Source organism: Reyranella sp., assembly GCF_044224635.1.
Lineage (GTDB): Bacteria > Pseudomonadota > Alphaproteobacteria > Reyranellales > Reyranellaceae > Reyranella.
In genome coordinates this window covers 1-26,109 of sequence record NZ_JBGAKA010000015.1, presented here as the reverse complement: position 1 = coordinate 26,109, position 26,109 = coordinate 1, and the positions used below count along the sequence as shown (strand labels likewise).

26 protein-coding genes and 2 tRNA genes are annotated in these 26,109 nt (G+C 65.9%); 23 read left to right on the top strand and 5 right to left on the bottom strand.

Features of this window, described 5'->3' with window-relative positions; translation table 11 throughout:
* Positions 1-48: 48 nt before the first annotated feature.
* The 23 genes from ACILR9_RS15300 to ACILR9_RS15190 all read left to right on the top strand — a co-directional run bounded on the left by ACILR9_RS15300 (position 49) and on the right by ACILR9_RS15190 (position 19,639).
* Positions 49-123: transfer RNA gene (locus ACILR9_RS15300), tRNA-Val, on the top strand.
* A gap of 104 nt (positions 124-227) precedes the next feature.
* Complete coding sequence (locus ACILR9_RS15295; RefSeq protein ID WP_395710804.1) at positions 228-467, top strand: GIY-YIG nuclease family protein; 240 nt, start codon at positions 228-230, stop codon at positions 465-467.
* 89 nt (positions 468-556) lie between these two features.
* Positions 557-633 (top strand) — tRNA-Asp (locus ACILR9_RS15290).
* A gap of 50 nt (positions 634-683) precedes the next feature.
* Complete coding sequence (locus ACILR9_RS15285) at positions 684-1,049, top strand: NADH-quinone oxidoreductase subunit A (protein WP_395710803.1); 366 nt, start codon at positions 684-686, stop codon at positions 1,047-1,049.
* Positions 1,040-1,573: a NuoB/complex I 20 kDa subunit family protein gene (locus tag ACILR9_RS15280; RefSeq protein WP_395710802.1), complete on the top strand. Its 534-nt coding sequence runs from the start codon at positions 1,040-1,042 to the stop codon at positions 1,571-1,573. Before ACILR9_RS15285 ends, ACILR9_RS15280 begins: the two co-directional genes overlap by 10 nt.
* Positions 1,573-2,190 carry an NADH-quinone oxidoreductase subunit C gene (locus ACILR9_RS15275; protein ID WP_395710801.1) on the top strand — a complete coding sequence of 206 codons (618 nt, stop codon included), beginning with the start codon at positions 1,573-1,575 and terminating at the stop codon, positions 2,188-2,190. The genes ACILR9_RS15280 and ACILR9_RS15275 overlap by 1 nt, the downstream gene beginning before the upstream one ends.
* 1 nt (position 2,191) lies before the next feature.
* Positions 2,192-3,376, top strand: a complete 1,185-nt coding sequence (locus ACILR9_RS15270) for an NADH-quinone oxidoreductase subunit D (protein ID WP_395710800.1) — start codon at positions 2,192-2,194, stop codon at positions 3,374-3,376.
* An 11-nt stretch (positions 3,377-3,387) separates the two neighbouring features.
* On the top strand, positions 3,388-3,969 hold the full coding sequence (gene nuoE / locus ACILR9_RS15265) for an NADH-quinone oxidoreductase subunit NuoE (protein WP_395710799.1): 582 nt from the start codon (positions 3,388-3,390) through the stop codon (positions 3,967-3,969).
* A gap of 2 nt (positions 3,970-3,971) precedes the next feature.
* A complete protein-coding gene (gene nuoF, locus ACILR9_RS15260) occupies positions 3,972-5,255 on the top strand; it encodes an NADH-quinone oxidoreductase subunit NuoF (RefSeq protein WP_395710798.1) in 1,284 nt (427 codons plus the stop codon).
* 15 nt (positions 5,256-5,270) lie between these two features.
* Positions 5,271-7,325: an NADH-quinone oxidoreductase subunit NuoG gene (gene nuoG, locus ACILR9_RS15255; RefSeq protein ID WP_395710797.1), complete on the top strand. Its 2,055-nt coding sequence runs from the start codon at positions 5,271-5,273 to the stop codon at positions 7,323-7,325.
* Between the two features lie 15 nt (positions 7,326-7,340).
* The gene (gene nuoH, locus ACILR9_RS15250) at positions 7,341-8,366 is read left to right on the top strand and encodes an NADH-quinone oxidoreductase subunit NuoH (RefSeq protein ID WP_395710909.1); all 1,026 of its coding nucleotides are present in this window, start codon (positions 7,341-7,343) and stop codon (positions 8,364-8,366) included.
* 12 nt (positions 8,367-8,378) lie between these two features.
* A complete protein-coding gene (gene nuoI / locus ACILR9_RS15245; protein ID WP_395710796.1) occupies positions 8,379-8,867 on the top strand; it encodes an NADH-quinone oxidoreductase subunit NuoI in 489 nt (162 codons plus the stop codon).
* Positions 8,868-8,889: 22 nt separating this feature from the next.
* Positions 8,890-9,504, top strand: a complete 615-nt coding sequence (locus ACILR9_RS15240) for an NADH-quinone oxidoreductase subunit J (RefSeq protein WP_395710795.1) — start codon at positions 8,890-8,892, stop codon at positions 9,502-9,504.
* Positions 9,504-9,812, top strand: a complete 309-nt coding sequence (gene nuoK / locus ACILR9_RS15235) for an NADH-quinone oxidoreductase subunit NuoK (RefSeq protein ID WP_395710794.1) — start codon at positions 9,504-9,506, stop codon at positions 9,810-9,812. The genes ACILR9_RS15240 and nuoK overlap by 1 nt, the downstream gene beginning before the upstream one ends.
* 12 nt (positions 9,813-9,824) lie before the next feature.
* Positions 9,825-11,801 carry an NADH-quinone oxidoreductase subunit L gene (gene nuoL, locus ACILR9_RS15230; protein WP_395710793.1) on the top strand — a complete coding sequence of 659 codons (1,977 nt, stop codon included), beginning with the start codon at positions 9,825-9,827 and terminating at the stop codon, positions 11,799-11,801.
* A 6-nt stretch (positions 11,802-11,807) separates the two neighbouring features.
* Entirely contained in the window at positions 11,808-13,322 is a 1,515-nt protein-coding gene (locus ACILR9_RS15225) for an NADH-quinone oxidoreductase subunit M (protein ID WP_395710792.1), read from the top strand.
* A gap of 19 nt (positions 13,323-13,341) precedes the next feature.
* On the top strand, positions 13,342-14,784 hold the full coding sequence (gene nuoN, locus ACILR9_RS15220) for an NADH-quinone oxidoreductase subunit NuoN (RefSeq protein WP_395710791.1): 1,443 nt from the start codon (positions 13,342-13,344) through the stop codon (positions 14,782-14,784).
* Entirely contained in the window at positions 14,781-15,515 is a 735-nt protein-coding gene (locus ACILR9_RS15215; protein ID WP_395710790.1) for a biotin--[acetyl-CoA-carboxylase] ligase, read from the top strand. The genes nuoN and ACILR9_RS15215 overlap by 4 nt, the downstream gene beginning before the upstream one ends.
* 14 nt (positions 15,516-15,529) lie before the next feature.
* Positions 15,530-16,300, top strand: a complete 771-nt coding sequence (locus ACILR9_RS15210; RefSeq protein ID WP_395710789.1) for a type III pantothenate kinase — start codon at positions 15,530-15,532, stop codon at positions 16,298-16,300.
* On the top strand, positions 16,297-17,949 hold the full coding sequence (locus tag ACILR9_RS15205) for a ribonuclease J (protein WP_395710788.1): 1,653 nt from the start codon (positions 16,297-16,299) through the stop codon (positions 17,947-17,949). The genes ACILR9_RS15210 and ACILR9_RS15205 overlap by 4 nt, the downstream gene beginning before the upstream one ends.
* 5 nt (positions 17,950-17,954) lie before the next feature.
* On the top strand, positions 17,955-18,359 hold the full coding sequence (gene mce, locus ACILR9_RS15200) for a methylmalonyl-CoA epimerase (RefSeq protein WP_395710787.1): 405 nt from the start codon (positions 17,955-17,957) through the stop codon (positions 18,357-18,359).
* 10 nt (positions 18,360-18,369) lie between these two features.
* Positions 18,370-18,612: a DUF1467 family protein gene (locus ACILR9_RS15195; protein WP_395710786.1), complete on the top strand. Its 243-nt coding sequence runs from the start codon at positions 18,370-18,372 to the stop codon at positions 18,610-18,612.
* Positions 18,613-18,616: 4 nt separating this feature from the next.
* Positions 18,617-19,639: an NAD(P)/FAD-dependent oxidoreductase gene (locus tag ACILR9_RS15190; protein WP_395710785.1), complete on the top strand. Its 1,023-nt coding sequence runs from the start codon at positions 18,617-18,619 to the stop codon at positions 19,637-19,639.
* Positions 19,640-19,681: 42 nt separating this feature from the next.
* Here ACILR9_RS15190 and ACILR9_RS15185 read toward each other — a convergent pair whose 3' ends face one another.
* The 5 genes from ACILR9_RS15185 to ACILR9_RS15165 form a co-directional block, all read right to left on the bottom strand.
* On the bottom strand, positions 19,682-20,740 hold the full coding sequence (locus ACILR9_RS15185; RefSeq protein ID WP_395710784.1) for an ABC transporter ATP-binding protein: 1,059 nt from the start codon (positions 20,738-20,740) through the stop codon (positions 19,682-19,684).
* Positions 20,737-21,738 carry an ABC transporter ATP-binding protein gene (locus tag ACILR9_RS15180; RefSeq protein ID WP_395710783.1) on the bottom strand — a complete coding sequence of 334 codons (1,002 nt, stop codon included), beginning with the start codon at positions 21,736-21,738 and terminating at the stop codon, positions 20,737-20,739. The genes ACILR9_RS15185 and ACILR9_RS15180 overlap by 4 nt, the downstream gene beginning before the upstream one ends.
* 184 nt (positions 21,739-21,922) lie before the next feature.
* Positions 21,923-23,389 carry an amidohydrolase family protein gene (locus tag ACILR9_RS15175; protein ID WP_395710782.1) on the bottom strand — a complete coding sequence of 489 codons (1,467 nt, stop codon included), beginning with the start codon at positions 23,387-23,389 and terminating at the stop codon, positions 21,923-21,925.
* A 179-nt stretch (positions 23,390-23,568) separates the two neighbouring features.
* The gene (locus ACILR9_RS15170; RefSeq protein WP_395710781.1) at positions 23,569-25,167 is read right to left on the bottom strand and encodes an ABC transporter substrate-binding protein; all 1,599 of its coding nucleotides are present in this window, start codon (positions 25,165-25,167) and stop codon (positions 23,569-23,571) included.
* A gap of 11 nt (positions 25,168-25,178) precedes the next feature.
* Positions 25,179-26,084, bottom strand: a complete 906-nt coding sequence (locus ACILR9_RS15165; RefSeq protein ID WP_395710780.1) for an ABC transporter permease — start codon at positions 26,082-26,084, stop codon at positions 25,179-25,181.
* Positions 26,085-26,109 lie beyond the last annotated feature (25 nt).

Here is a 26,109-nt window from a genome sequence, read left to right as displayed (position 1 = left end):
GGCGAAGCACCTGTCATCATCGACTTAACCTGTGCTACCACCAGCTCCGGGCGATTAGCTCAGCGGTAGAGCATTCCCTTTACACGGGACAGGTCGGCGGTTCGATCCCGTCATCGCCCACCAGCCTGCGCTCGCGAAGCGTGCGTAGGCTGCCGCGCCGAAGCCCGCAGGGCGAAGGCGGGCTGTGCGGCCAGCGAGCTACGGCTCGGCAAGCCGGGGACGCGCCTATGAACTACGTCCATATCCTTCGGAGTGTTGAGAAGCCCGAACGTCACTATGTCGGCGTGACGGTTGACCTGCGAGCGCGGCTAAAGAAACACAATGCCGGCGAGGTCTCCCATACGTCCAAGTATGCACCCTGCGGCCTCAAGACCTACATCGCATTTTCCGATGAAGGCCAAGCGTTCGCTTTCGAGAAGTACCTCAAATCGGCTTCGGGCCGGGCCTTTGCGAAGAAGCGCTTGTAGCATCGGAGGCACGCGAAGAAAGCTGCACAGGTCGGCATTTCTGCAACGTCGCGTGGTCCTATATCTCTCGCGCGCCGTTGGGGGCTATTGCGGGCGTAGTTCAGTTGGTTAGAACGCCGGCCTGTCACGCCGGAGGTCGCGGGTTCGAGTCCCGTCGCTCGCGCCAGCCCCAACGCTGGCCGCCCAAACAAAAAATCGGGCGCAAAAGGGGTGACGATGGAAGATCTTCTCAGGGAATACCTGCCGATCCTGATCTTCCTCGCCCTGGCACTCGGCTTGACGGGCGCCATGATCGGCGGTTCTTACCTGGTGGCCCGGCAGAATCCCGATTCGGAGAAATTGTCACCGTTCGAATGCGGCTTCGCGCCCTTCGATGACGCCCGTGGGCAGTTCGATGTACGCTTCTACCTGGTCGCCATTCTGTTCATTATTTTCGACCTCGAGGTGGCCTTTCTGTTCCCATGGGCCGTTGCGCTGGGGGATATCGGCCTGTTCGGCTTCTGGTCGATGATGCTCTTCCTGGCCGTCCTGACGGTCGGCTTCATCTACGAATGGCGCAAGGGAGCCCTGGAATGGGAGTGACCACCCAAGCCAAACCAAGCGCTGCTGCCGAAGCGGCGCTGTCGCGCGCGTTGAACGACGAGCTCGCCGACAAGGGCTTCATCGTCGCCCAGCTCGACAAGCTGATCACCTGGGCGCGCACCGGCTCGATGTGGGGCCTGACCTTCGGCCTGGCCTGCTGCGGCGTCGAGATGATCCATTGCTGGATGAGCCGTTACGATCTCGATCGCTTCGGCTTCGCGCCGATGCCGAGCCCGCGCTCGGCCGACGTCATGATCGTCGCCGGCACGCTCACCAACAAGATGGCGCCGGCGCTGCGCAAGGTCTACGACCAGATGGCCGAGCCGCGCTACGTGATCTCGATGGGCTCGTGCGCCAACGGCGGCGGCTACTATCACTACAGCTATTCGGTGGTGCGCGGCTGTGATCGCATCGTGCCGGTCGATGTCTATGTGCCGGGCTGTCCGCCGACCGCCGAGGCGCTGCTCTATGGCGTCCTGCAGCTCCAGAAGAAGGTTCGCCGGACGGGAACACTGGTGCGCTGATGGCGGTATCGCTTCAGGAGCTCGGCCAGCATATCAGCCAGGCCACGGCTGGCGCGGTCGTCGCCTCGAACGTTCGTCTCGGCGAGCTGATGCTAGAGACGACCCCGGAAAAGGTCGTCGGCTTGCTCACCTTCCTGCGCGACGACCCCAAGTGCCTGTTCAAGCAGCTCGTCGACGTTTGCGGCGTCGACTGGCCGGAACGCGAGAAGCGCTTCGACGTCGTCTACAACCTGCTCAGCCTCAAGAACAACCAGCGCATCCGCGTCAAGGTCGCGACCGACGAAGCGACGCCGGTGCCGTCGGCTGCGCCGGTCTACAGCGCGGCAGGCTGGTTCGAACGCGAGACCTACGACCTCTACGGCGTGTGGTTCTCCGACCACCCGGATCTGCGGCGCATCCTCACCGACTACGGCTTCGAGGGACATCCGATGCGCAAGGATTTCCCTCTGACCGGCTTCGTCGAGGTGCGCTGGGACGACGTTCAGAAGCGCGTGGTGTACGAGCCTGTCAAGCTTACCCAGGAGTTCCGGCGCTTCGACTTCCTGAGCCCCTGGGAGGGCGATCATCGTCCCCTGCCGGGCGACGAGAAGGCCGGGGAGAAGGGCAAGGCCAGCTGACATGTCCGACGTCGAGATCAAGACTCTGACGATGAATTTCGGGCCGCAGCATCCGGCGGCCCACGGCGTGTTGCGCCTGGTCGTCGAGATGGACGGCGAGATCGTCGAGCGCTGCGATCCGCATATCGGCCTGCTCCATCGCGGCACCGAGAAGCTGATCGAGTACAAGAGCTACCTGCAGGCGGTGCCCTACTTCGACCGGCTCGACTACGTCTCGCCGATGAGCCAGGAGCATGCCTACGCGCTCGCCGTCGAGAAGCTGCTGGGCATCACGGCGCCGGAGCGCGGCCAGTACATCCGCGTGCTGTTCGCCGAGATCACCCGCATCCTCAACCACCTGCTGAACGTCACGACGTTCGCCATGGACGTCGGCGCGCTGACGCCGCCCTTGTGGGGCTTCGAGCAGCGCGAGCTCCTGATGGAGTACTACGAGGGCGTGAGCGGCTCGCGCATGCATGCGGCGTACTTCCGTCCCGGCGGCGTCCACCAGGACCTGCCGGCCGGCATGCTCGATTCGATGGATGGGTGGCTGAAGCAGTTCTACCCGTTCCTCAAGGACATCGAGAAGCTGCTGAACGAGAATCGCATCTTCCGCATGCGCACGGTGGACATCGGCGTCGTCGACCAGCAGCAGGCCTTGGATTGGGGCTTTTCGGGGCCGCTGATCCGCGCCTCGGGCATTCCCTGGGATCTGCGCAAGTCGCAACCGTACGACGTCTATGACCGCATGGATTTCGACATCCCGGTCGGCAAGACCGGTGACTGCTTCGCCCGCTACCTGGTGCGGATCGAGGAGATGTACCAGAGCGCGCGCATCATGGAGCAGTGCGTGGCCGCCCTGCGCAAGGTGGAAGGCCCCGTTCGCATCGACGACCGCAAGATCTCCCCGCCACGGCGCGGCGAGATGAAGGGCTCGATGGAGGCCCTGATCCATCATTTCAAGCTCTATACCGAAGGCTACAAGGTGCCGGCCGGCGAGACCTATACCTCGGTCGAGGCGCCCAAGGGCGAGTTCGGCGTCTATCTCGTGTCCGACGGCACCAACAAGCCGTATCGCTGCAAGATCCGCGCGCCCGGCTTCCCGCATCTGCAGGCTCTCGACATGATGACCAAGGGACATCAACTGGCCGACATGTCGGCCAACATCGGCTCGCTCGACATCGTGTTCGGCGAGATCGATCGGTAGGAGACGCTTCGATGTCGATGGTCACCGCCGATCCCAAGGACGTGCCGCAGGTCGCGCATTTCGCTTTCACGCCGGAGAATCTCGCCAAGGCGCAAGCCCTGATGGCCAACTATCCGCCCGGCCGGCAGGCCAGTGCGGTGATCGGCGTGCTCGACCTCGCGCAGCGCCAGCAGGGTTGGCTGCCGCGCGTGGCGATGAACGAGGTCGCGAAGCTCCTCGATATGGCGCCGATCCGCGTCTACGAGATCGCGACCTTCTACACGATGTTCCAATTGCGGCCGCGCGGAAAGCACCTGCTGCAGGTCTGCACCACGACGCCGTGCTGGTTGCGCGGCTCGGACGCGATCATGAAGGCGTGCGAGCACGCGGCGGACGGCGAGACCTTCAGCGTCCAGGAGGTCGAATGCCTGGGCGCCTGCGTGAATGCGCCGGTCGTGCAGATCAACGACGATTTCTACGAGGACCTCGACGAGGCTTCCTTGAAAAAGGTGCTCGATGCATTTCGTCGCGGCGAGACACCCAAGCCGGGACCGCAGGTTGATCGTCAGACATCCGCGCCCGAGGGCGGCCCGACGACGCTCAGGAGCGAGTAGCGATGCTTGCCGACAAGGACCGCATCTTCACCAATCTCTACGGCTATCACGACTGGCGGCTCGACGGCGCGCGCAAGCGCGGCGCCTGGGACGGCACCAAGGCGCTGATCGAGCGCGGCCATGACGCCATCATCGAGGAGATGAAGAAGTCCGGCCTGCGCGGCCGCGGCGGCGCCGGCTTCCCGACCGGCCTGAAATGGTCCTTCATGCCCAAGGAGGTCAAGGACCGGCCGCACTATCTCATCGTCAATGCCGACGAGTCCGAGCCGGGCACGTGCAAGGATCGCGACATCATGCGGCACGATCCGCACCTTCTCGTCGAAGGTTGCCTGATCGCGGGCTTCGCGATGCGCGCCAATGCCGGCTACATCTACGTGCGCGGCGAGTTCTACAACGAAGCCCAGCATCTGATGGCGGCGATCCGCGAGGCCTATGACGCAGGCCTGCTCGGCAAGAACGCCTGCGGCTCGGGCTGGGATTTCGATCTCTACGTCCATCGCGGCGCCGGCGCCTATATCTGTGGCGAGGAGACGGCGCTGCTCGAAAGCCTCGAGGGCAAGAAGGGCATGCCGCGGCTGAAGCCGCCGTTTCCGGCCGGCGCCGGCCTCTATGGCTGCCCGTCGACGGTGAACAACGTCGAATCGATCGCCGTCGCGCCCACCATCCTGCGCCGCGGCGCGCCGTGGTTCGCGGGGATCGGCCGGCCGAACAACACCGGCACCAAGCTGTTCTGCATCTCGGGGCACGTGAACAAGCCCTGCAATGTCGAAGAGGAGATGGGCATCCCGCTGCGCGAGCTGATCGATCGGCATTGCGGCGGCGTGCGCGGCGGCTGGGACAATCTGCTGGCGGTGATCCCTGGCGGGGCGTCGGTGCCGCTGCTGCCCAAGTCGATCTGCGACACCGTCCTGATGGATTTCGACTCGCTGCGCGACCAGAGGTCGGGTCTCGGCACGGCAGCCGTCATCGTCATGGACAAGTCGACCGATGTCGTGAAGGCGATCGCCCGGCTCAGCCAGTTCTACAAGCACGAGAGCTGCGGCCAGTGCACGCCGTGCCGCGAAGGCACCGGCTGGATGTGGCGCGTCATGGAACGCATGGTGACGGGCAATGCGCGCCTCGACGAGATCGACGCGCTGGAGGACGTCACCAGGCAGGTCGAAGGCCACACGATCTGTGCGTTGGGGGACGCCGCGGCGTGGCCGATCCAGGGGTTGATCCGGCATTTCCGGCCCGAGATGGAGCGCCGTATCCGCGCGCGCACCGAAAAGCTGGCAGCCGAGTAGGGCAGGGAGCAGTCAATGCCCAAGATCAAGATCGACGGCGTCGAGATGGAGGTGCCGGCTGGCATCACCATCCTGCAGGCCTGCGAGCTGGCCGGCCTCGAAGTGCCGCGTTTCTGCTACCACGAGCGCCTCTCGATCGCCGGCAATTGCCGCATGTGCCTGGTCGAGGTGAAGCCCGGCCCGCCCAAGCCGCAGGCGAGCTGTGCGCTGCCGGTCGCCGACAAGCAGGAGATCTTCACCACGACGCCGATGGTGCAGAAGGCGCGCAAGGGTGTGATGGAGTTCCTGCTGATCAACCATCCGCTCGACTGCCCGATCTGCGACCAGGGCGGCGAGTGCGATCTGCAGGACCAGGCGATGGGCTACGGCTTCGACCGTAGCCGCTTCCACGAGAACAAGCGCGCCGTGCCCGACAAGGAACTGGGTCCGCTGGTCAAGACGTCGATGAACCGCTGCATCCATTGCACGCGCTGCATCCGCTTCGCCACCGAGGTGGCGGGCGTCGAAGAGCTGGGCGCGACGGGCCGCGGCGAAAGCATGGAGGTGACGACCTACGTCGAGCATGCGCTGAGCACCGAGCTGTCCGGCAACCTGGTCGACCTTTGCCCGGTCGGCGCGCTCACCTCCAAGCCCTACGCCTTCGAGGCGCGCTCGTGGGAGCTCACCAAGACCGAATCGATCGACGTCCTCGATGCGCTGGGCAGCAACATCCGTATCGATACGCGCGGCGCGCAGGTCATGCGTGTCCTGCCGCGGCTGAACGACGATGTGAACGAGGAGTGGATCTCCGACAAGACGCGGCACGCGATCGACGGGCTGCGCTATCAACGCCTCGACCGGCCGTACCTGCGGCGCGGCAACAAGCTGGTGGAAGCGACCTGGGCCGATGCGTTCGGCGCCATCGCAGCCAGGCTCGAAGGCCTCGACGGATCGCGGATCGCGGCGATCGCCGGCGATCAGTGCGACGCCGAATCGATGGTTGTCCTCAAGGACCTGATGGCGGCCCTGGGCTCGCCCAATATCGACTGCCGTCAGGATGGTGCGAAGCTCGAGGCGGGCGTGCGCGGCAGCTACATCTTCAACGCCGGCGTCCGCGGCATCGACCAAGCCGACGCCATCCTGCTGATCGGCACGGACCCGCGGCGCGAATCGCCGGTGCTGAACGCCCGCATCCGCAAGCGCTACTTGCACGGCCAATGTGCCATCGGCAGCGTCGGCCCGGTTTCGGATCTCACCTATCCGGTCGAACGGCTGGGCGCTGGCCCGGCAAGCCTGCGCGACCTCGTCGACGGCAAGTCGAGCTTCTCGGACAAGCTCAAGGCGGCCAAGCACCCGCTGATCGTCGTCGGCATGGGCGCACTGGCGCGCGACGACGGCGCCGCCGTGCTGGCGCTGGCCCGCGAGCTCGCCGACAAGCTGGGCGCCGTGCGGGCCGATTGGAACGGCTTCGCCGTGCTCCACACGGCTGCGGCGCGCGTGGGCGGCCTCGATCTCGGCCTGGTGCCGGGGCCCGAGGGCCGCGATGTGGCCGGTATCCTGGGCGGCTGCGAGAAGAAGGAGATCGACTTCGTCTATCTCCTGGCGGCCGACGAGATCGACACCAGGCGGCTCGGCAAGGCGTTCGTGGTCTATCAGGGCCATCACGGCGATGCCGGCGCGCAGCGTGCCGACGTGATCCTGCCGGGGGCAGCCTACACCGAGAAGCCTGCGACCTACGTCAACACCGAAGGCCGTGTGCAGCGTGCTTTCCGCGCCGGCTACCCGCCGGGCGAGGCGCGCGAGGATTGGGCGATCCTGCGTGCCCTGTCGGAGCGCCTCGGTAAAAAGTTGCCGTACGATTCGCTCGATCAGGTGCGCGCCCGGCTGGCCGCCGTCAACAAGAGCTTTGCCGACGTCGATCAGCAGGCGGCTGGGGCGTGGGGCGACTTCGGCAAGGCGGGCAGCCTTTCCGATGCGCCGTTCGTCTCGCCGATCGCGAATTTCTACATGACCTGCCCGATCAGCCGGGTGTCGCGGACGATGGCCGAATGCACGGCCTCGCGCGCCCAGCTCCTGGCGGCGGCGGAGTAGGGCATGAGCGCCGACCTGATCCATTTCTTCACCACTAACTGGCTGGGCCAGGCGATCGTGATCCTGGCCGAGTGCCTGTTGGTCACCGTGCCGCTCCTGCTGGCCGTGGCCTACATGACCTACGCCGATCGCAAGATCTGGGCGTCGATCCAGCTGCGCCGGGGCCCCAATGTGGTCGGCCCATTCGGGCTGCTGCAGCCCATGGCCGACGGTCTGAAGCTGGTGCTGAAGGAAACCATCGTCCCGTCGAGCGCCAACACCGTGCTGTTCCTCGTGGCGCCGATGATCACCTTCATCACGGCCTTGATCGCCTGGGCGGTGGTGCCGTTCGACGACGGCTGGGTCATCGCCGACATCAATGTCGGCATCCTGTACCTGTTCGCCATCTCCTCGCTGGGCGTTTACGGCGTCATCATCGCCGGCTGGGCGTCGAACTCGAAGTATGCCTTCCTGGGGGCGTTGCGGTCGGCGGCCCAGATGGTGTCTTACGAGGTCTCGATCGGCTTCGTGCTGATCACCGTCCTGCTCTGCGTCGGTTCGCTCAATCTTTCGAAGGTGGTGATGGCGCAGTCGGGCTGGTTCTGGAACTGGTTCTGGCTGCCGCTGCTGCCGATGTTCGTCATCTTCTTCGTGTCGGCGCTGGCGGAAACCAACCGCACGCCTTTCGACCTGCCGATGTCGGAGGCCGAGCTGGTCCAGGGTTTCCAGACCGAATATTCGTCGATGCCCTTCGCCCTGTTCTTCCTGGGCGAATACGCCAACATGATCCTGCTGTCGGCGCTGGGCGCGGTGCTGTTCCTGGGCGGCTGGATGTCGCCGATACCGTTCGCGCCCTTCACCTGGATCCCGGGCCTCGTCTGGTTCGCCCTCAAGATCGCGTTCCTGCTGTTCGTGTTCAGCTGGACCAAGGGAACGCTGCCCCGCTACCGCTACGACCAGCTGATGCGGCTGGGCTGGAAGGTCTTCCTGCCCGTGTCGCTGGGCTGGGTCGTCCTCACCGCCGCTGTCCTGCAGTTCGGCGGCTGGGTTCCGAAACTCTAGGGAGATCGCATCATGGCCTCTCTCGACCGCACCGCACGCTCGTTCCTGCTCTCCGAGCTGGTGACGGGCTTCGTCCTCACCTTGAAATACATGTTCAAGCCTAAGGTGACGGTGAACTATCCCTACGAGAAGGGACCGCTCAGCCCGCGCTTCCGCGGCGAGCATGCGCTGCGCCGCTATCCCAATGGCGAGGAACGCTGCATCGCCTGCAAGCTCTGCGAGGCGATCTGCCCGGCCCAGGCCATCACCATCGAGGCCGAGCCGCGCGACGACGGCAGCCGGCGCACGACTCGCTACGACATCGACATGACGAAATGCATCTACTGCGGCTTCTGCCAGGAGGCCTGCCCGGTCGATGCCATCGTCGAAGGCCCGAATTTCGAGTTCTCGACCGAGAACCGCGAGGAGCTGATGTACAACAAGGAGAAGCTGCTCGCGAACGGCGACCGCTGGGAGCCGGTGATCGCAGCCAATCTCAAGTCTGACGCAGCGTATCGCTGAGCCGGGGCGGTAGGGGGAGAACATGCTGCTCCAGGCTTTGGCCTTCTACGTCTTTGCGTTCGTCGTCATGACGTCGGCGACCATGGTCGTCGTATCGCGCAATCCGGTCTATTCGGTCCTGTTCCTGATCCTGGCCTTCTTCAATGCCGCGGCGCTGTTCATCCTGATCGGCGCCGAGTTCATCGCCATGATCCTGGTGATCGTCTATGTCGGCGCGGTGGCCGTGCTGTTCCTGTTCGTCGTGATGATGCTCGACATCAACCTGACGCAGCTGCGCGAAGGCTTCCTGAAGTATCTGCCGGTCGGCGCGCTGATCGGCCTGGTGCTGTTTCTGGAGATCCTGTTCGGGATCGGCGTGCTGGGCAGCGATTCGATGGCCATGGCGGGGCTCAGCAAGGCGGGGCCCCAGATCGGCACGATCGACAACACAAGGGCGATCGGCCGGGTGCTCTATACCCAGTATTTCTATCTCTTCCAGGCAGCCGGCGTGGTGCTGCTGGTAGCCATGATCGGCGCCATCGTGCTCACCCTGCGCAGCCGGCCGGGCGTGCGGCGCCAGCGCATCGACGAGCAGCTTTATCGCCCCAAGGACCAGACCATCACCGTGGTCAAGGTGCCGACGCGGGAGGGCGTGTGATGACCATCGGGCTCGGCCACTACCTCTTCGTTGCCGCGGTGCTGTTCACCCTCGGCATCCTGGGCATCTTCCTGAACCGCAAGAACGTCATCGTCATCCTGATGTGCGTCGAGCTGATGCTGCTCGCGGTGAACATCAACCTGGTGGCCTTCTCGATCTTCCAGGGCAACATCGTTGGCCAGGTCTTCGCCATGCTGGTCCTGACCGTGGCGGCCGCGGAGGCGGCCATCGGGCTTGCCATCCTGGTGGTCTATTTCCGCAACCGCGGAACGATCGAAGTCGAAGACATCAACGCGATGAAGGGCTAGGGGCGCGCAGCCATGGATCTCGCCATCAAGCTGATCGTCCTGCTGCCGCTGCTGGCGGCGGCCATCGCCGGACTGTTCTGTCGCGTCATCGGCGACCGGCCGGCCCAGTTCGTGACCTGCGCGGCGCTGCTCATTGCCGCCGCCCTCTCGATCTTCGTCTTCATCCGCATCGGCTTTGGTCCCGAGAATGCCAAGCTGGTCGTCGTCAAGCTGTTCTCCTGGATGGACTCGGGGACCCTGGCAGTCACCTGGTCGCTCCGCGTCGATACCCTGACCGCGGTCATGCTGATCGTCGTCACCGGCGTGTCGTCGATGGTCCATGTCTACTCGGTGGGCTACATGGCCGAGGATCCCAGCATCCCGCGCTTCATGGCCTACCTCAGCCTGTTCACCTTCTTCATGCTGATGCTGGTGACGTCGGACAACCTGGTGCAGCTGTTCTTCGGCTGGGAGGGGGTCGGCCTCGCTTCGTATCTGCTGATCGGCTTCTGGTACGACAAGAAGTCGGCCAACGACGCGGCGATGAAGGCGTTCATCGTCAACCGGGTCGGCGATTTCGGCTTTGCGCTCGGCATCTTCGCGGTGTGGATGCTGAGCGGCTCGGTGAACTTTGCCGATGTCTTCGCCAAGGGTCCGGAGATGGCCCAGGCGCGTATCCATTTCCTCGGCATGGACCTGCCGGCGCTCGAGACCGCCTGCCTGCTGCTGTTCGTCGGCGCCATGGGCAAGTCGGCCCAGCTCGGCCTGCACACCTGGCTGCCCGACGCTATGGAGGGCCCGACCCCGGTGTCGGCCCTGATCCATGCCGCGACCATGGTGACGGCGGGCGTGTTCATGGTCTGCCGCCTGTCGCCGATCTTCGAGCTGGCACCGATCGCGCTGCAGGTCGTCACCCTGGTCGGCGCGGCCACGGCGTTCTTCGCCGCGACTGTCGGCCTGACCCAGTTCGACATCAAGCGCGTGGTCGCCTATTCGACCTGCAGCCAGCTCGGCTACATGTTCTTCGCTGCCGGCGTCGGCTCGTACTCGGCGGCGATGTTCCATCTCACGACCCACGCCTTTTTCAAGGCGCTGCTGTTCCTCGGCTCGGGCTCGGTCATCAACTGCCTGCATCACGAGCAGGACATGCGCAAGATGGGCGGCGTCAAGGAGAAGGCGCCGCAGACCTTCTATCTCATGTGGGTCGGCACGCTCGCGCTGTCGGGCATTGGCGTGCCGTTTCTCCTGGGCAACGGCATCGGCTTCGCCGGCTTCTACTCCAAGGACATCATGCTCGAATCGGCCTACGGGGCGCATTCGGTGGTCGGCATGATCGCCTTCTGGCTGGGCACGATCGCCGCCTTCATGACGGCGTTCTACTCGACCCGCCTGATGTTCATGACCTTCTACGGCAAGTATCGCGGCGACCATCACACCTGGGACCACGCCCACGAATCGCCGGCGGTCATGCTGATCCCGCTCTACGTGCTGGGTATCGGTGCGGCGCTGTCTGGCCTGGTGGCCTACGACTGGTTCGTCGGCCACGACTGGAAGCACTTCTGGGGAACCGCGTCGATCGCTGTGAAGTCGACCGAGGAAGTGCTGCACCACGCTCACGAGGTGCCGCTGTGGGTGAAGCTCGCACCGCTGGTCTTCGCGCTCTCGGGCATTGCGCTCAGCTACTACTACTACATCGTCCGCACCGAGCTGCCGGCGCTGACGGCGAAGCGTTTCCCGGGTCTCTACGACTTGTTCTACAACAAGTGGTACTTCGACGAGCTCTACGACGCGATGTTCGTCAGGCCGGCGCTGCGCCTCGGCCAGGCTTTCTGGAAGAAGGGCGACGAGGCCACGATCAACGGGCTGGGGCCGGACAACATCGCTGCGCGTGCCCAGGACATGGCCGGCGTGCTGAGCCGCTTCCAGAGCGGCTATCTCTATCATTATGCGTTCGCGATGCTGGTCGGCGTGGCCGGCCTCGTGACCTACTTCATGCTGTCGGCGAGGTAAGGCCCGATGTCGAGCTGGCCGATCCTGTCGCTGGTCACCTTCCTGCCCCTGGTCGGGGCGCTGTTCTGCCTTGTAGTGAACGGCCCGAAGGAGGCCGTCGAGCGCAACTGCAAGAGCATCGCGATCGTCACGTCGCTGGTGACGTTCCTGATCTCGCTGCTGCTGTGGGCGCGCTTCGACGTCACCAAGGCGGGCTTCCAGTTCGAGGAGAAGGCCGACTGGGTGCCGGCGCTGCATGTCGGCTATCACATGGGCATCGACGGCATCTCGCTGTTCTTCGTCCTGCTGTCGACCCTGCTGACGCCGATCTGCATCCTGGCGAGCTGGGAAGCCATCCATGTCCGCGTCAAGGAGTACATGGTCGCCTTCCTGGTGCTCGAGACCTTCATGGTGGGGATGTTCTGCGCCCTCGACCTGGCGCTATTCTACATCTTCTTCGAAGGCGTGCTGATCCCGATGTTCCTGATCATCGGCGTGTGGGGCGGCCCGCGGCGCGTCTATGCTGCCTTCAAGTTCTTCCTCTACACGCTGCTCGGCTCGGTGCTGATGCTGCTCGCCATCATTGCCATCTACTGGCAGATCGGCACGACCGACATCGTGACGGCGATGGAGAAGCTCGAGCTGCCCTTCATCTGGCAGTGCTGGCTGTGGCTCGCCTTCTTCGCCTCGTTCGCCGTAAAGGTGCCGATGTGGCCGGTCCATACCTGGCTGCCCGACGCCCACGTCGAGGCGCCGACCGCGGGCTCGGTCATCCTGGCCGGCGTGCTGCTGAAGATGGGCGGCTACGGGTTCCTGCGTCTGTCGATCCCGCTGCTGCCCGAGGCGACTCAGTATTTCGCCCCGCTGGTCTTCGGCCTGTCGATCGTGGCGGTGATCTACACCTCGCTGGTGGCGCTGGTTCAGGAGGACATGAAGAAGCTGATCGCCTACTCGTCGGTGGCGCACATGGGCTTCGTGACGATCGGCGCCTTCGTCCTCAACATGCAGGGCGTGCAGGGCTCGCTGTTCCAGATGCTGAGCCACGGCATCGTCTCGGCCGCGCTGTTCCTCTGCGTCGGCGTGGTCTACGACCGCATGCACACGCGCGAGATCGCGGCCTATGGCGGCCTGGTCCATCGCATGCCGCGCTATGCCTTCACCTTCATGTTCTTCACCCTGGCCAGCGTCGGCCTGCCCGGCCTGTCAGGCTTCGTCGGCGAGTTCCTGGTCCTGCTCGGCACCTTCAAGGTCAACACCTGGGTGGCGGCGCTGGCGGCGACCGGCCTGATCCTGGGCGCGGCCTATGCGCTGTGGCTCTACCGCAAGATCGTCTTCGGCGAGCTTACCAAGTCCTCGCTGCAGGCCATCCTCGACATGAACCGGCGCGAGATCGCGGTGTTCCTGCCGCTGGTCCTGCTGACCCTGTGGATGGGTATCTATCCCAACTCCTTCCTCGATCCGATGGCGCCGGCGGTCGACAAGCTGGTTGCCGATTATCAGAACGCAATCAAGCTCGCCCGCACCGCGGCGCTGGCGCCGTGAGCGGGCGGGAGTGACGGACATGATCATCGGTCTCGAATCCTGGACGCTGGCCCGGCCCGAGCTCTTCCTGGCGGCGGCGACGGCACTGCTGCTGGTCTACGGCGTGGTGCGCGGCGAGGTCGCCACCAACTTCGTGTCGCTGGCGACGTCGGCGGCCCTGCTGGTGACGGCGGTGCTGCTGTTCGTGCCCTACCGGGAGGGCACGGCCTTTGCCTCGCTGTTCATCGTCGACCGGCTGACGGCGACCATGAAGGTGCTGGTCCTGGTCGGCGCCTCGATCGCCATCCTGATGTCGCGCGCCTATTTCGAGCAGGTGAAGGCTTGGCGCTTCGAGTATCCGCTGCTGGTCGCCCTGGCGACGCTCGGCATGATGCTGATGATCTCGGCCAACGACCTGATGGCGCTCTATGTCGGGCTCGAGCTGCAGTCGCTGGCGCTCTACGTCGTCGCCGCCTTTCAGCGCGACACGGTCCGCTCGACCGAGGCTGGCGTGAAATATTTCGTCCTGGGCTCGGTCGCGTCGGGGATGCTGCTGTTCGGCGCCTCGCTGATCTACGGCTTCTGCGGCGGTACGGCGTTCGTGCAGATTTCGCGCGCCTTGCTCGACGGGCGAGGCGCCGAGCTCGGCACCGTGATCGGCCTGGTGTTCGTGGTCGCAGGTCTCGCCTTCAAGGTGTCGGCGGTGCCGTTCCATATGTGGACGCCCGACGTCTACGAGGGCGCGCCGACGCCGGTCACGGCATTGTTCGCCGTTGCCCCCAAGATCGCCGCGCTGTCGCTGATGGTCTCGGTCCTGATGGGGCCGTTCAAGCCGCTGTTTGCCCAGTGGCAGCAGATCGTCGTCGTCGCCTCGGTGCTGTCGATGGCGCTGGGAGCGTTCGCCGCGCTGCGCCAGCAGAACATCAAGCGCCTGATGGCCTACTCCTCGATCGGCAACGTGGGCTACATCCTGCTGGGGCTGGCGAGCGGCAGCGAGAAGGGCATCCAGTCGGTGGTGTTCTATCTCGCGATCTACATGGTCATGACGCTGGGCGTCTTCGCCACCATCCTGATGATGAAGCGGCGGGACGTGATGGTGGAGAACATCGACGATCTCTCCGGCCTGGCGCGCAACCAGCCGATGATGGCGTTCGCCCTGCTGATCTTCATGTTCTCGCTGGCCGGCATCCCGCCGCTCGCCGGCTTCTGGGGCAAGCTCTACATCTTCATCGCCGCCGTCGAAGCCAAGCTCTACGTGGCCGCCGTGCTCGGCGTGCTGGCTTCCGTGGTTGCGTCGTACTACTACATGCGCATTGTCAAGGTGATGTACTTCGACGAACCGGCCGAGGCGCTCGACCGGCCGGTGTTCGGCGTCAATCGTGCCGTCGCCCTGGCCGCCGCCCTGCTGGTGGCGGTGTTCTCGCTGGCGCCGCAGCCGCTCAGCTTGGTTGCCGCTGCAGCGGCCAAGGGCCTGTTCCCGTGAGCTCGCCGCCCGTCCTGCCGGACGGGTGGACTTTGGTCGCCCTTGAGACCGTCGGCAGCACCAACGACGAGGCCGCCCGTCTCGCCGATTGCGGCGCGCCGGAAGGCACCGTCGTGTGGTCGCGCGAGCAGACCGGTGGCCGCGGCCGGCGCGGCCGGCGCTGGTCCTCGCCGATCGGCAATCTCTACAGCTCGACCATCCTGCGGCCGGAGTGCGCCGCCGCGCAGGCGGCAGAGCTGGGATTCGTTGCTGCCCTGGCCGTCGCCGACATGGTGCCGCCCGGTCGGCAGGTGCGGGTGAAATGGCCGAACGATGTGCTGGTCGACGGCGGCAAGATCGCTGGCATTCTCCTGGAGAGCGCGGTGGCGAACGGCGGGAGGGTGCTGTACGTCGTGGCCGGCATCGGCGTCAATGTGGGCTTTGCACCGCAACTGCCGGAGATGCGCTATCCCGGCGCCGCCTTGGGCGGCACGGTCGAGACCGCGCTCGAGACGCTCGCGGCCGCGCTGGCTCGGCGCCTCGCCGACTGGCGGCGCGACGGCTTCTTTGGGGTGCGCGAGGCGTGGCTTGCCCAGGCCGGTCCGCTCGGCGCCGAGGTCGACGTGAAGTTGGGTGACGGCCTGGTGCGCGGCCGCTTTGCCGGCATCGACCAGGAGGGGGCCCTGTTGCTCGACACCGCCGACGGCCCTCGGCGGATCGTGTCGGGCGAGTTGCTGGGCCGGGCGGCCTGAGAGAGGGACAAGGGATGCTGCTTGCCATCGATGTCGGCAACACCAACTCGAAGTTCGCCGTGTTCGACGGCGACAACCTCGTGTCGCAGTTCCGGTTGCGCACCGAGGCCAAGCGCACTGCCGACGAGTATGCCGCCTGGCTCACCCAACTGATGCACCTGCAGGGCTTCGATCCCCGGTCGATCAAGGGGGCGATCCTCGCGAGCGTGGTGCCGGCGGTGAACATGCACCTGCGCCGCCTGTGTGAGACTTACTTTCACACAAAGCTGCTGGTGGTCGGCGAGCCTGACTGCAAGCTCGGCATCAAGGTCCTGATCGACCGGCCGCAGGATGCCGGCGCCGACCGGCTGGTCGGCGTGATCGCCGGCTTCAAGAAACATGGCGGTCCGCTGATCACTATTGATTTCGGCAGCGCCACGACCTTTGACATGGCCGACAAGGACGGCAATTTCGTCGGCGGCGTGCTGGCGCCCGGCGTCGAGCTGACGATCGAATCGTTCTATCTGATGACGGCGCGCCTGCCACGTATCCGGGTGGAGAAGCCTGCGAACGTGATCGGCAAGTCGACCGTGCCGGCCATGCAGTCCGGCATCTTCTGGGGCTATGTCGGGTTGATCGAAAGCTTGATCAAGCGTATCCGCGCCGAGTATGGCGAACCCATGAAAGTCGTCGCAACCGGTGGCCTGGCCGAGGTGTTCAAGGATGAGATCGGGCTGTTCGACGCGATTGAGCCGGACCTGATGTCGCTTGGCCTTCTGGAGATCTGGCGGCGCAACCGCTCATGACCGTTCCATCCCACGACGAGCTGTTGTTCCTGGCCCTTGGGGGGGCCGGGGAGATCGGCATGAACCTCAACCTCTACGGCCACGCCGGCAAGTGGTTGATGATCGATCTCGGCATAGGCTTCGCCGACGGGACGATGCCGGGCATCGAGGTGGTGATGCCCGATCCGGCCTTCATCGAGGAACGCCGTGACCAGCTGGTCGGCATCGTGCTGACCCATGCACACGAGGACCATCTCGGTGCCGTCGCCGATCTGTGGCCGCGCCTGCGGGCCCCGGTCTATGCGACGCCGTTCGCCGCCTCGGTGCTGAAGCGCAAGCTGACGGAGGCGGGCCTCGTGGAAACCGTGCCGGTCACCGAGATCCCGCTGAGCGGCCGTTTCAGCCTGCCGCCCTTCGAGCTCGAATTGATCACCATGACCCATTCGATCCTCGAGCCCAATGCGCTGGCGATCCGCACGCCGCTCGGGACCGTGTTCCATACCGGCGACTGGAAGATCGATCCCGAGCCGCTGCTGGGAGACGTGACCGACGAGGCGGTGCTGCGGCGCATCGGCGAGGAGGGGGCCCTCGCCATGGTGTGCGACAGCACCAATGTCTTCGTCGAAGGCGAGGCGGGCTCCGAATCGACGGTGCGTGCAAATCTCGAGAAGGTGGTCAAGGCTGCCAAGTGCCGGGTCGCGGTGACATGCTTCGCCTCCAACCTGGCCCGCGTCGAGAGCATTGCACTGGCGGCGGTGGCGGCTGACCGGCATCCCGTGCTGTCGGGACGGGCGCTGGTGCGGATGGTCGAGGCGGCCCAGGAATGCGGCTATCTGCTGGACTTCCCGGCGTGCATCCCGGAGAGCCAGGCAGGGTTCCTGCCGCGCGACAAGGTCGTGCTGATCTGCACCGGCAGCCAGGGCGAGCCGCGCGCGTCGATGGCCAAGCTCGCCAAGGGCGATCATCGCGACCTCGTTCTCGAAGCCGGCGACACGGCGGTCTTCTCCTCGCGTGTCATCCCCGGTAACGAGCACTCGGTGGGCCGGCTGCAGAACGCGCTGCTGGCGCGCGGCGTCGAGATCGTCACCGACAGCGACGTGAACGTGCACGTCTCGGGCCATCCGGCCCGCGACGAGCTGGTGCAGGTCTACCAGTGGATCCGGCCGAAAATTGCGGTCCCCGTGCATGGCGAGCTGCGGCACATGGTGGAGCATGCCAGCCTGGCGCGTGCTTGCCAGGTTCCCGAGACCATCGTGGCGCCGAACGGCACGCTGGTTCGCTTGGCGCCGGGACCGGCCGAGATCGTCGATCATGTCCCGGCCGGGCGGCTGGCGCGCGACGGCGACGGGGTGGTGCCGATCGACGGCGCGTCGCTGCGCGAGCGGCGCAAGCTCCTGTGGAATGGCGCGGCCGCGGCGACCCTGGTGGTCGACGGCAAGGGCCAACCGATGGCGCCGCCCAAGGTGACGCTGCGCGGGTTCGAGGACGAGGAGGGTGTGCTCGGCAAGGCCGTGGTGGCCGGGCTCGAGGAGATGCTGGGCGACCTCAAGGCGGCGGACCGGGCCGATGACGAGCGGCTGGAGCAGGCGGTGCGCACGGTCGTGCGGCGCGTTGTCCGCACGCACCTCGGCAAGAAGCCGTTGACGGACGTTCATATCGTCCGCATCTAAAGCGCATGATCGGACGCCTGAACCACATCGCCATCGCCGTGCCCGACCTTGCCAAGGCGGCCAATCTCTATCGCGACGTGATGGGCGCCAAGGTGAGCGAGCCCAAGCCTCAGCCAGCGCACGGCGTGACCGTGGTCTTCGTCGAGCTGCCGAACACCAAGATCGAGCTGCTGCATCCGCTCGGCGAGAAGTCGCCAATCGCCAATTTCCTGGCCCGAAACAGCGACGGCGGTATTCATCACGTCTGCTACGAGGTCGAGGACATCTACGCCGCCCGGGACAAGCTGAAGTCGCAGGGCGCCCGCGTGCTGGGCGACGGCGAGCCCAAGATCGGCGCCCACGACAAGCCGGTGCTGTTCCTGCATCCCAAGGACTTCACCGGAACGCTGATCGAGCTCGAGCAGGTTTGAGGTACCGCCCATGAGCTGGGCGACCGGCCTCATGGTCTACATCGTGATCTGGTGGACCGTGCTGTTTGCCGTCCTGCCGCTCGGCGTGCGCCGCGTCGACAAGCCCGGCCGCGGCGAGGACCACGGCGCCCCGGAACGGCCCGAACTCCTGCGCAAGGTGATCATCACGTCGGCAGTCGCCGCCGTCGTTTGGCTCGGCTTCTTCGTCCTTCATCAGCTCGACGTGTTCAGCTTCCGCCGGCTGGTGGAGTGAAACGATGACCAGCGGACAATCGCATCAGACCGATGTCGTAATCGTGGGTGCCGGCCCGGTCGGCCTGTTCGCCGTGTTCGAATGCGGCATGGTGCGGCTGCACTGTCACGTCATTGACGTGCTCGCCGACGCTGGCGGCCAATGCACGGCGCTCTATCCGGAGAAGCCGATCTACGACATTCCTGGCTTCCCACGCATCGACGCGGCCGAGCTAATCGTTCGCCTCAAGGCGCAGGCTGCGCCGTTTCGCCCGGTCTATCACCTCGGCGAGCAGGTTCAGGCGCTCGAGCCCTTGAGTGGCGGCTCTTGGCAGGTGACGACCGCCAAGGGGACCGTCGTGCGGGCGAAGGCGGTGATCATCGCCGCGGGGGTCGGCGCGTTCGGCCCGAACCGGCCACCGTTGCCCGGCATCGAGGCGTACGAAGGCACGAGCGTCTTCTACTACGTGACGCAGCGCGAGAGTTTCCGCGGCAAGCGGATCGTGATCGCAGGTGGCGGCGACACCGCCGTCGACTGGGCGCTGTCGCTGGCCGAGATCGCGGCGCATGTCTCGGTGATCCACCGCCGCAACAAGTTTCGCGCAGCGCCCGAGAGCGAGGCGCGACTGAAGGAACTCGCCAAGGCGGGCAAGATCGAGCTGGTCGTTCCCTATCAATTGCACGGCCTCGAAGGTGTCGGCGGCAAGTTGGAGGCCGTGGTCGCAGCGACGCTCGATGGTGGGCAGAGGCGCGTCGAAGCGGATGCGCTTTTGCCGTTCTTCGGCCTGTCGATGTCGCTCGGTCCGATCGCGGAGTGGGAGCTGGCACTCCACCAGAACCAGATCGCCGTCGATGCTTCGACGACGGCAACCAGCAGGCCCGGCATCTTAGCCATTGGCGACGTGGTCACCTATCCTGGCAAGCTCAAGCTCATCCTCACCGGCTTCGCCGAAGCGGCTATTGCGGCACGCTCGGCCTACGCTCTGGTCCATCCCGAGACGCCGCTGCACTTCGAATACTCGACAACGTCGGGCGTGCTGTCGGGGTGATTCATGATCCTCCTCCCCAGCGAAGCTGGGGAGGAAGGCGAATCAAGCCGCCGCGAGCTTGCGCAGCGCCGCCAGGCGGCGTGCATAGGGTGGCTCCGCCTCGGAGACGAGGGTGGGAGCGGTGATGCTTTCGGCGAAGTGGCAGGCCACGATCTGGCCCGAGGTGCCGATGGGGCGCAGGGCGGGCTCCTCGGTCCGGCAGCGTTCCTGGGCGTGACTGCACCTTGTGTGGAAGCGGCAACCGGGCGGCGGATTGAGCGGGCTGGGCACGTCGCCGGCCAGTCGGATTCGGGCGCGCTGGGCGGCCGGATCGGGAACTGGCACCGCCGAGAGGAGGGCCTGCGTGTAGGGATGGCGCGGCATCGCGAACAGGGAGCGCTTGGGGCCGAGCTCGACGATCTTGCCGAGATACATGACGGCGACGCGATCGCTGATGTGGCGCACCACGGCGAGATCGTGGGCGATGAAGATGTAGGCGAGGCCGAGACGACGTTTGAGGTCCTGAAGGAGATTGATTACCTGCGCCTGGATGGAGACGTCGAGCGCCGAGACCGGCTCGTCGCACACGATCAGCCGCGGCCGCGAGGCGAGGGCGCGGGCAATGCCGATCCGCTGGCGCTGGCCGCCCGAGAACTCGTGCGGGTAGCGCAGGGCGTGCCAGGGCGAGAGACCGACCTCGCCGAGCAGCTCGTCGATGCGCCGGCGCAGCGTCGCCCCCGACGCCAGGCCATGCAGGCGCAAGGGTTCAGCGAGGGCGTCGCCCACCGAAAGGCGCGGATTGAGCGAGGCGAAGGGGTCCTGAAAGATGATCTGCATGTCGCGGCGAAGCTCGCGCAGCGCGCCGCGGTCGAGGCCGCGAACGTCCCGGCCGGCGAACTGGATCGTTCCCGCGGTCGCCTCGATGAGGCGCAGGACCAGACGCCCGGTCGTGGACTTGCCGCAGCCCGATTCACCCACGAGCGCCAGCGTCTCGCCCGGCGCCACGTGGAAGCTCAGGCCATCGACGGCGCGGACGGTGCCGACGATGCTCTGGAAGATGACGCCGCGCCTGGCCGGGAAATGCTTGGCGAGGTCGGCGACGGACAGGAGATGGGCGGTCATGGTTTGGCCCGGACATCCAAGGCGTCGTCGATGGGCGCTTTCCAGCAGGCGGCGCGATGGCCGGGGCGGAGGTCGCGCAACGCGGGGACTTCGTTGCGGCAGCGGGCGTCAGCCAGGGCACAGCGCGGGCTGAAGCGACAGCCTGGTGGCAGAGCGAAGGGATTGGGCACGACGCCCTCGATCGCGGTCAGCCGCTCGTCGCCGTCGCTGCCGAGCCGCGGGATCGAGCCCAGCAACCCGAGCGTATAGGGATGCTGTGGATCGGCGAACAGCGCGTCGACCGGCGCCTCCTCGACGATGCGGCCGGCATACATGACGATCACGCGATGAGCGAGCTCGGCGACAACGCCGAGGTCGTGGGTGATCAGCATGATCGCCGTTCCGGTGCGCTCGCGCAGATCGCGCAGCAGGTCGAGGATCTGGGCCTGGATGGTGACGTCGAGCGCGGTGGTCGGCTCGTCGGCGATCAGGATCTTGGGGTCGCAGGCCAGCGCCATGGCGATCATCACGCGCTGGCGCATGCCGCCGGAAAGCTGGTGCGGATACTCGTCGAGCCTCGTCTCGGGCGAGGGGATGCGCACCAGCTTCAGCATCTCGAGCGCACGCGCCCGCGCCTCTGCCGACGCCACCGGGCGATGCAGGCGGATGGCCTCGATGATCTGCTCGCCGACCGTCTGCACCGGATTGAGGCTGGTCATCGGCTCCTGGAAGATCATCGACACGGTGTCACCGCGCACGGCGCGCATGTCGCTTTCCGGGAGATCGAGGAGATTGCGGCCCTGCAGCCTGATCTCGCCCGCCGCGATGCGGCCGGGCGGCGACGGCACCAGCCGCATGATGGAGAGCGACGTCACCGACTTGCCGCAACCCGATTCGCCCACGATGCCCAGGGTCTCGCCCTCGGCCAGCGAGAAGCTCACGCCGTCGACGGCGGCGAACACGCTGCCGCCGGACCGGAACTCGGTGCGCAGGTCGCGGATCTCGAGGAGGGGAGTCATGCGTTGATCTTTTCCTCCCCAGCTTCGCTGGGGAGGTGTCGCCGTCTTACGGCGACGGAGGGGTCATGAGTCATGGGTTCCGCCGTGTCTCATGACCCATGACCCCTCCGTCCGCGAAGACGCGGACACCTCCCCAGCTCTGCTGGGGAGGGAAATGAGGAGGCCGTGTCCCAGCCCTGATCCATCACGTCACCGGCCTCGACTGCGGCAGGCGGTCCTTCTTGCCGTAGACCGGCGGGGCGAGCTGCTCGGCGGTGCGGCCGGCCCAGTCGCGCTTGCTGACGGTCGCCAGGCGCTTGCGCTGGCCCTCGATCAGGCCGGCGGTCGCCGCCTCGACATCGACCGTCAGCACCTTGCCGTCCTTCACGACCTGGACGCCGTCGACATAGACGTGACGGATGGCACGCTCGCTCGCCGAGTAGATCAGGCTGCGTACCGGCTCGTGCGCCGGCTGCATGTAGGGATGATCGAGGTCGACCAGGGAGAAGTCCGCCTTGCTGCCCGGCGCAAGCCGCCCGAGGTCGGGGCGGCGCAGGATCCTGGCGCCACCAATGGTCGCCGCCTCGAAGGCATGCCGCGTCGTGCCCATCTTGTAGTTGCTGGTGAACACGCGGGCGACGTAGCAGGCGAGCCTGATCTCATCGACCATGTTGTGCGGGAAGGTGTCGGTGCCGATGCCGACCGTGATGCCGGCATTCATGTAGCGGCCGATCGAGTTCAGGACCATGCCGCGGCGGGCGAACACGGTCGGGCAGTGCGCCACGGCCGCGCCCGAGTCCCGGAGCCTCTCGAAGTCGTTGGTGTGCGGATAGTGGATCTGCGGGTGGTCGTTCAGGAAGATGCCGTGGCCGATCACCAGGTCGGGTCCGAGCACGCCGATCGAGTCGAGCCATTCGATCGGCGTCTTGCCGTGGCGATGGACCATCTCATAGAACTCGACGACGGCCTGGCAGGCGTGCGTCTGCATCGGGATATTGCGCCGCCTGGCTTCCTGGTGCGCCTCCTTGAAGTAGCCTTCGCCGCAGGTATCGATCTGCGACGGGCCGACCATGGCGGAGATGCGGCCGCTCGGATGCTTCATCGCCTCGTCGATGGTCTTCATCGCCGCCGCGAAGGCCTTCTCGCCGGCCTTCTCGTCCCACGCGTACTCCACCGTGTGGCCGTTCTTGGTGTACCAGTGGCCCTGCCGCATCATCGGGCAGACGACGGCGCGGATGCCGATCGCCGCGAGATCGTCGACCCAGCCATCGCGGCTCATCGACAGGTCGGAGATCGTGGTGACGCCGCTCTTCAGCAGCTCCGACATCGCCACCATGGTCGACGGACCTGCATCCTCGGGATCGAGGCCGAACACCGGCAGGTACTCGTAGAGCGAGCTCTGGCCCAGCTTGTCGCTGCCGTACTCCTCGGTGAGGCCCTTGTTGGCCGGCTCGGAGAAGGGATGGCTGTGCACGTTGACGAAGCCCGGGATCGCCATGAACCCGGCGCCCTCGATCGTGGCGTCGACCGGGCCGGTGTAGGCCGGCCCGACATGGATCACCTCGTTGCCGCGGAACACGAGGTCGCTGTCGTCGAGATAGACATGGCGCTGCTCGGCCTCGTCCCAGGCGACGACGTGATCGAGCCCGGCGATTCTGGTTGTTCTTGTCATGGTGAGAGTCTTCCCGTGTTGATGAGGCGGTCATCATTCTCCTCCCCAGCTCTGCTGGGGAGGTGTCGCCGTCTTACGGCGACGGAGGGGTCATGAGCCTCAGACTGAGGCCTATGACCCCTCCGTCCGCGATTACGCGGACACCTCCCCAGCAAAAAGCTGGGGAGGAAGAAAGAGGCCTACTTGAACGCGATGCCCAGCCCCTTGTAGAGGCCGCAGCCGTAGTTGCCGTGCGCCTTGATCGGCTTGAGCTTGGGGCCGGCGACGACGAACAGCGGCTCGTGGTACAGCGGGATCCAAACGGCGGCGTCGTGCACCTTCTTCTGGACGGCGGCATAGGCCGCGCTGCGCACGGCCGGGTCGAGGGCGGTCGAGCCCTTGTCGAGAAGCTCGTCGGTCTCCTTGTCCTTCCAGTTCATGCGATTGGGCGTCGGCGTATTGGCCGAGCGGAAGTAGAGGTTGAGGGCGTCGCCGGCGCTGACATAGGGGAAGCTCATGCCGAAGGCGTCGAACTCCTGCGTCGCGAGCTTGCCCCAGGCGACCGTCGAATCGAACAGCTGGATCTGCAGGTCGATGCCGACCTTGCGCAGGTCGCCTTGCACCGCTTCGGCGATCTCCTTGAAGGCGCCGTTGATGCCGTAGACGATGGGCGCCAGCTTCTTGCCGTCCTTGTAGCGGAAGCCGTCGGAGCCCTTCTTCCAGCCTGCCTCGTCGAGCAACCGTTCGGCTTCCTTGACGTTCTCGCCGTAGATCGCGCGATCGACGTTGGGATTGAAGTCGAGCACGCCGGGCATCAGCATGGTCGAGGCCGGCTCGGCGAAGCCGAAGGTGACGGCTTCGGCGATCGCCTTCTGGTCGACCGCGAGATTCATCGCCCGGCGGACGCGGACGTCGTTCATCAGCTCCTTGTCGACCTTGAAGCCGATGAAATAGGTCCAGAAGTAGTTCTCGGCCTTGGTCACCGAGAGCGACTTGTTGGCCATCAGCTGCTTGATCGACCAGTAGGGCACGTACTGGCTGGCGTCGGCCTGGCCGGCCTCCAGGGCGGTCACGCGCGTATTCTCCTCGGGCACGACCTTCCAGATCACCTTGTCGACTTGCGCTTCGGTCGCGTCGTAGATCGGCGGCCCCCACTTGTAGCCTTTGTGCTTGCTGAGCACCGTGGAATCGCGCGGCGTCCAGCTCTCGAAGCAGAACGGACCCGTGCCGTCGATCCCCTTGATGCCGAAATCGGCGCCGAGCTGCTTCGCCTGCTCGACGTTGAGGATCGTGTGGAAGTACTGCGTCATCTGGTAGAGCAGCTCGGAAAACGGCTTCTTGAGCTTGTACTCGACCGTGTAGTCGTCGAGCGCCGTGATCTTGTCGACGTCGCCCATGCGCCACTTTACCAAGCCCTTGGTCTCGGGATCGGCCCAGCGTTCATAGGTCGTCACGACATCCTTGGCGGTCATCTTCTTGCCGCTGCAGAAGGTGACGTCGTCGCGCAGCTTGAAGACGTAGGTCAGGCCGTCTGGCGACACCGTCCAACTCGTCGCCAGGCCCGGCTTGAGCGTCTTCATGTCGTAGTCGAGGTTCACCATCGTGTCGCCGATCATGTACATGACCTCGGCGCCAGATCGCGACGTCGATCTGTGCGGATCGTAGCGGTCGGTATCGATCTCACGCACTATGGTCACGGTCTTCTGCGCCATGGCCGGCGTCGCCATCGTGCCGATCGCCGACGCGGCGAGCAGCGCCGCCGCCCATCTCACCCGTCTACGTGTCATCCGGTTGGTCATTCACACACCTCCTATTGCCTGAGCTTGGGGTCGAGGGCGTCGCGCAAGGCGTCTCCCAGGACGTTGAATGCGAGAACGATGAGGAAGATCGCGGCGCAGGGCAGCGTCGATACCCAGGGCGCGATCTGCAGGAACTTGCGGCCGTCGGCGGCCATGCTGCCGAGCTCCGCCGTCGGCGGCTGGGCGCCGAGGCCGAGGAACGACAGGGCGGCGCCGAGCAGGATCGCCTGGCCGAGCTGCAGGGTCATGTAGATCAGGATGGTCGGCCAGCAGTTGAGCGCCAGATAGCGCCACAACAGCGCGCCATCGCCCAGCCCGACGGCGCGGCCGGCCTCCATGTATTCCTGCTGCATGATCGATTGGGCGGCGCCGCGGGCTATGCGGGCGATTGACGGGATGGCGGCGACGCTGAGCGCGATCACCAGCGACACCAGGCCGGTTCCCATCACGGCGGCGATGGCGAGCCCGAAGAGGATCGAGGGGAAGGACAGCAGCACGTCGACCAGCCGCATCAATGGCGTGTCGAGGCGCTTGAAGTAGGCCGCGCTCAAGCCGATCAGGGCGCCGAGCCCGCCGCCGACGGCGACGGCCAGGACGCCCATGCCGAGTGTCGCGCGCAGGCCGAAGATGATGCGACTCAGCATGTCGCGACCCTGGTTGTCGGCACCCAGCAGATACGCCGTGCAACGTTCGCCGCCTGGCGGGCAGAGGCGCAGCCGCATGGCGTTGGCATAGGGATCGAAGGGAGCGACCCACGGGGCGAAGACCGCCGCCAGCACGACGATCAGCAGGAACAGGGCGGCCACCGCCGCCGGCGGATCGCGCAGGATGCGCCGCCACACGGCATTCTTGCGCCGCAGTGCCGCGATGGCCTTCCGGTCGGCCTCGCTTTGCAGGGTCAGGGCGGCGTCGGTCATGTTCCTCCGGACCGCTGGGGGCGCG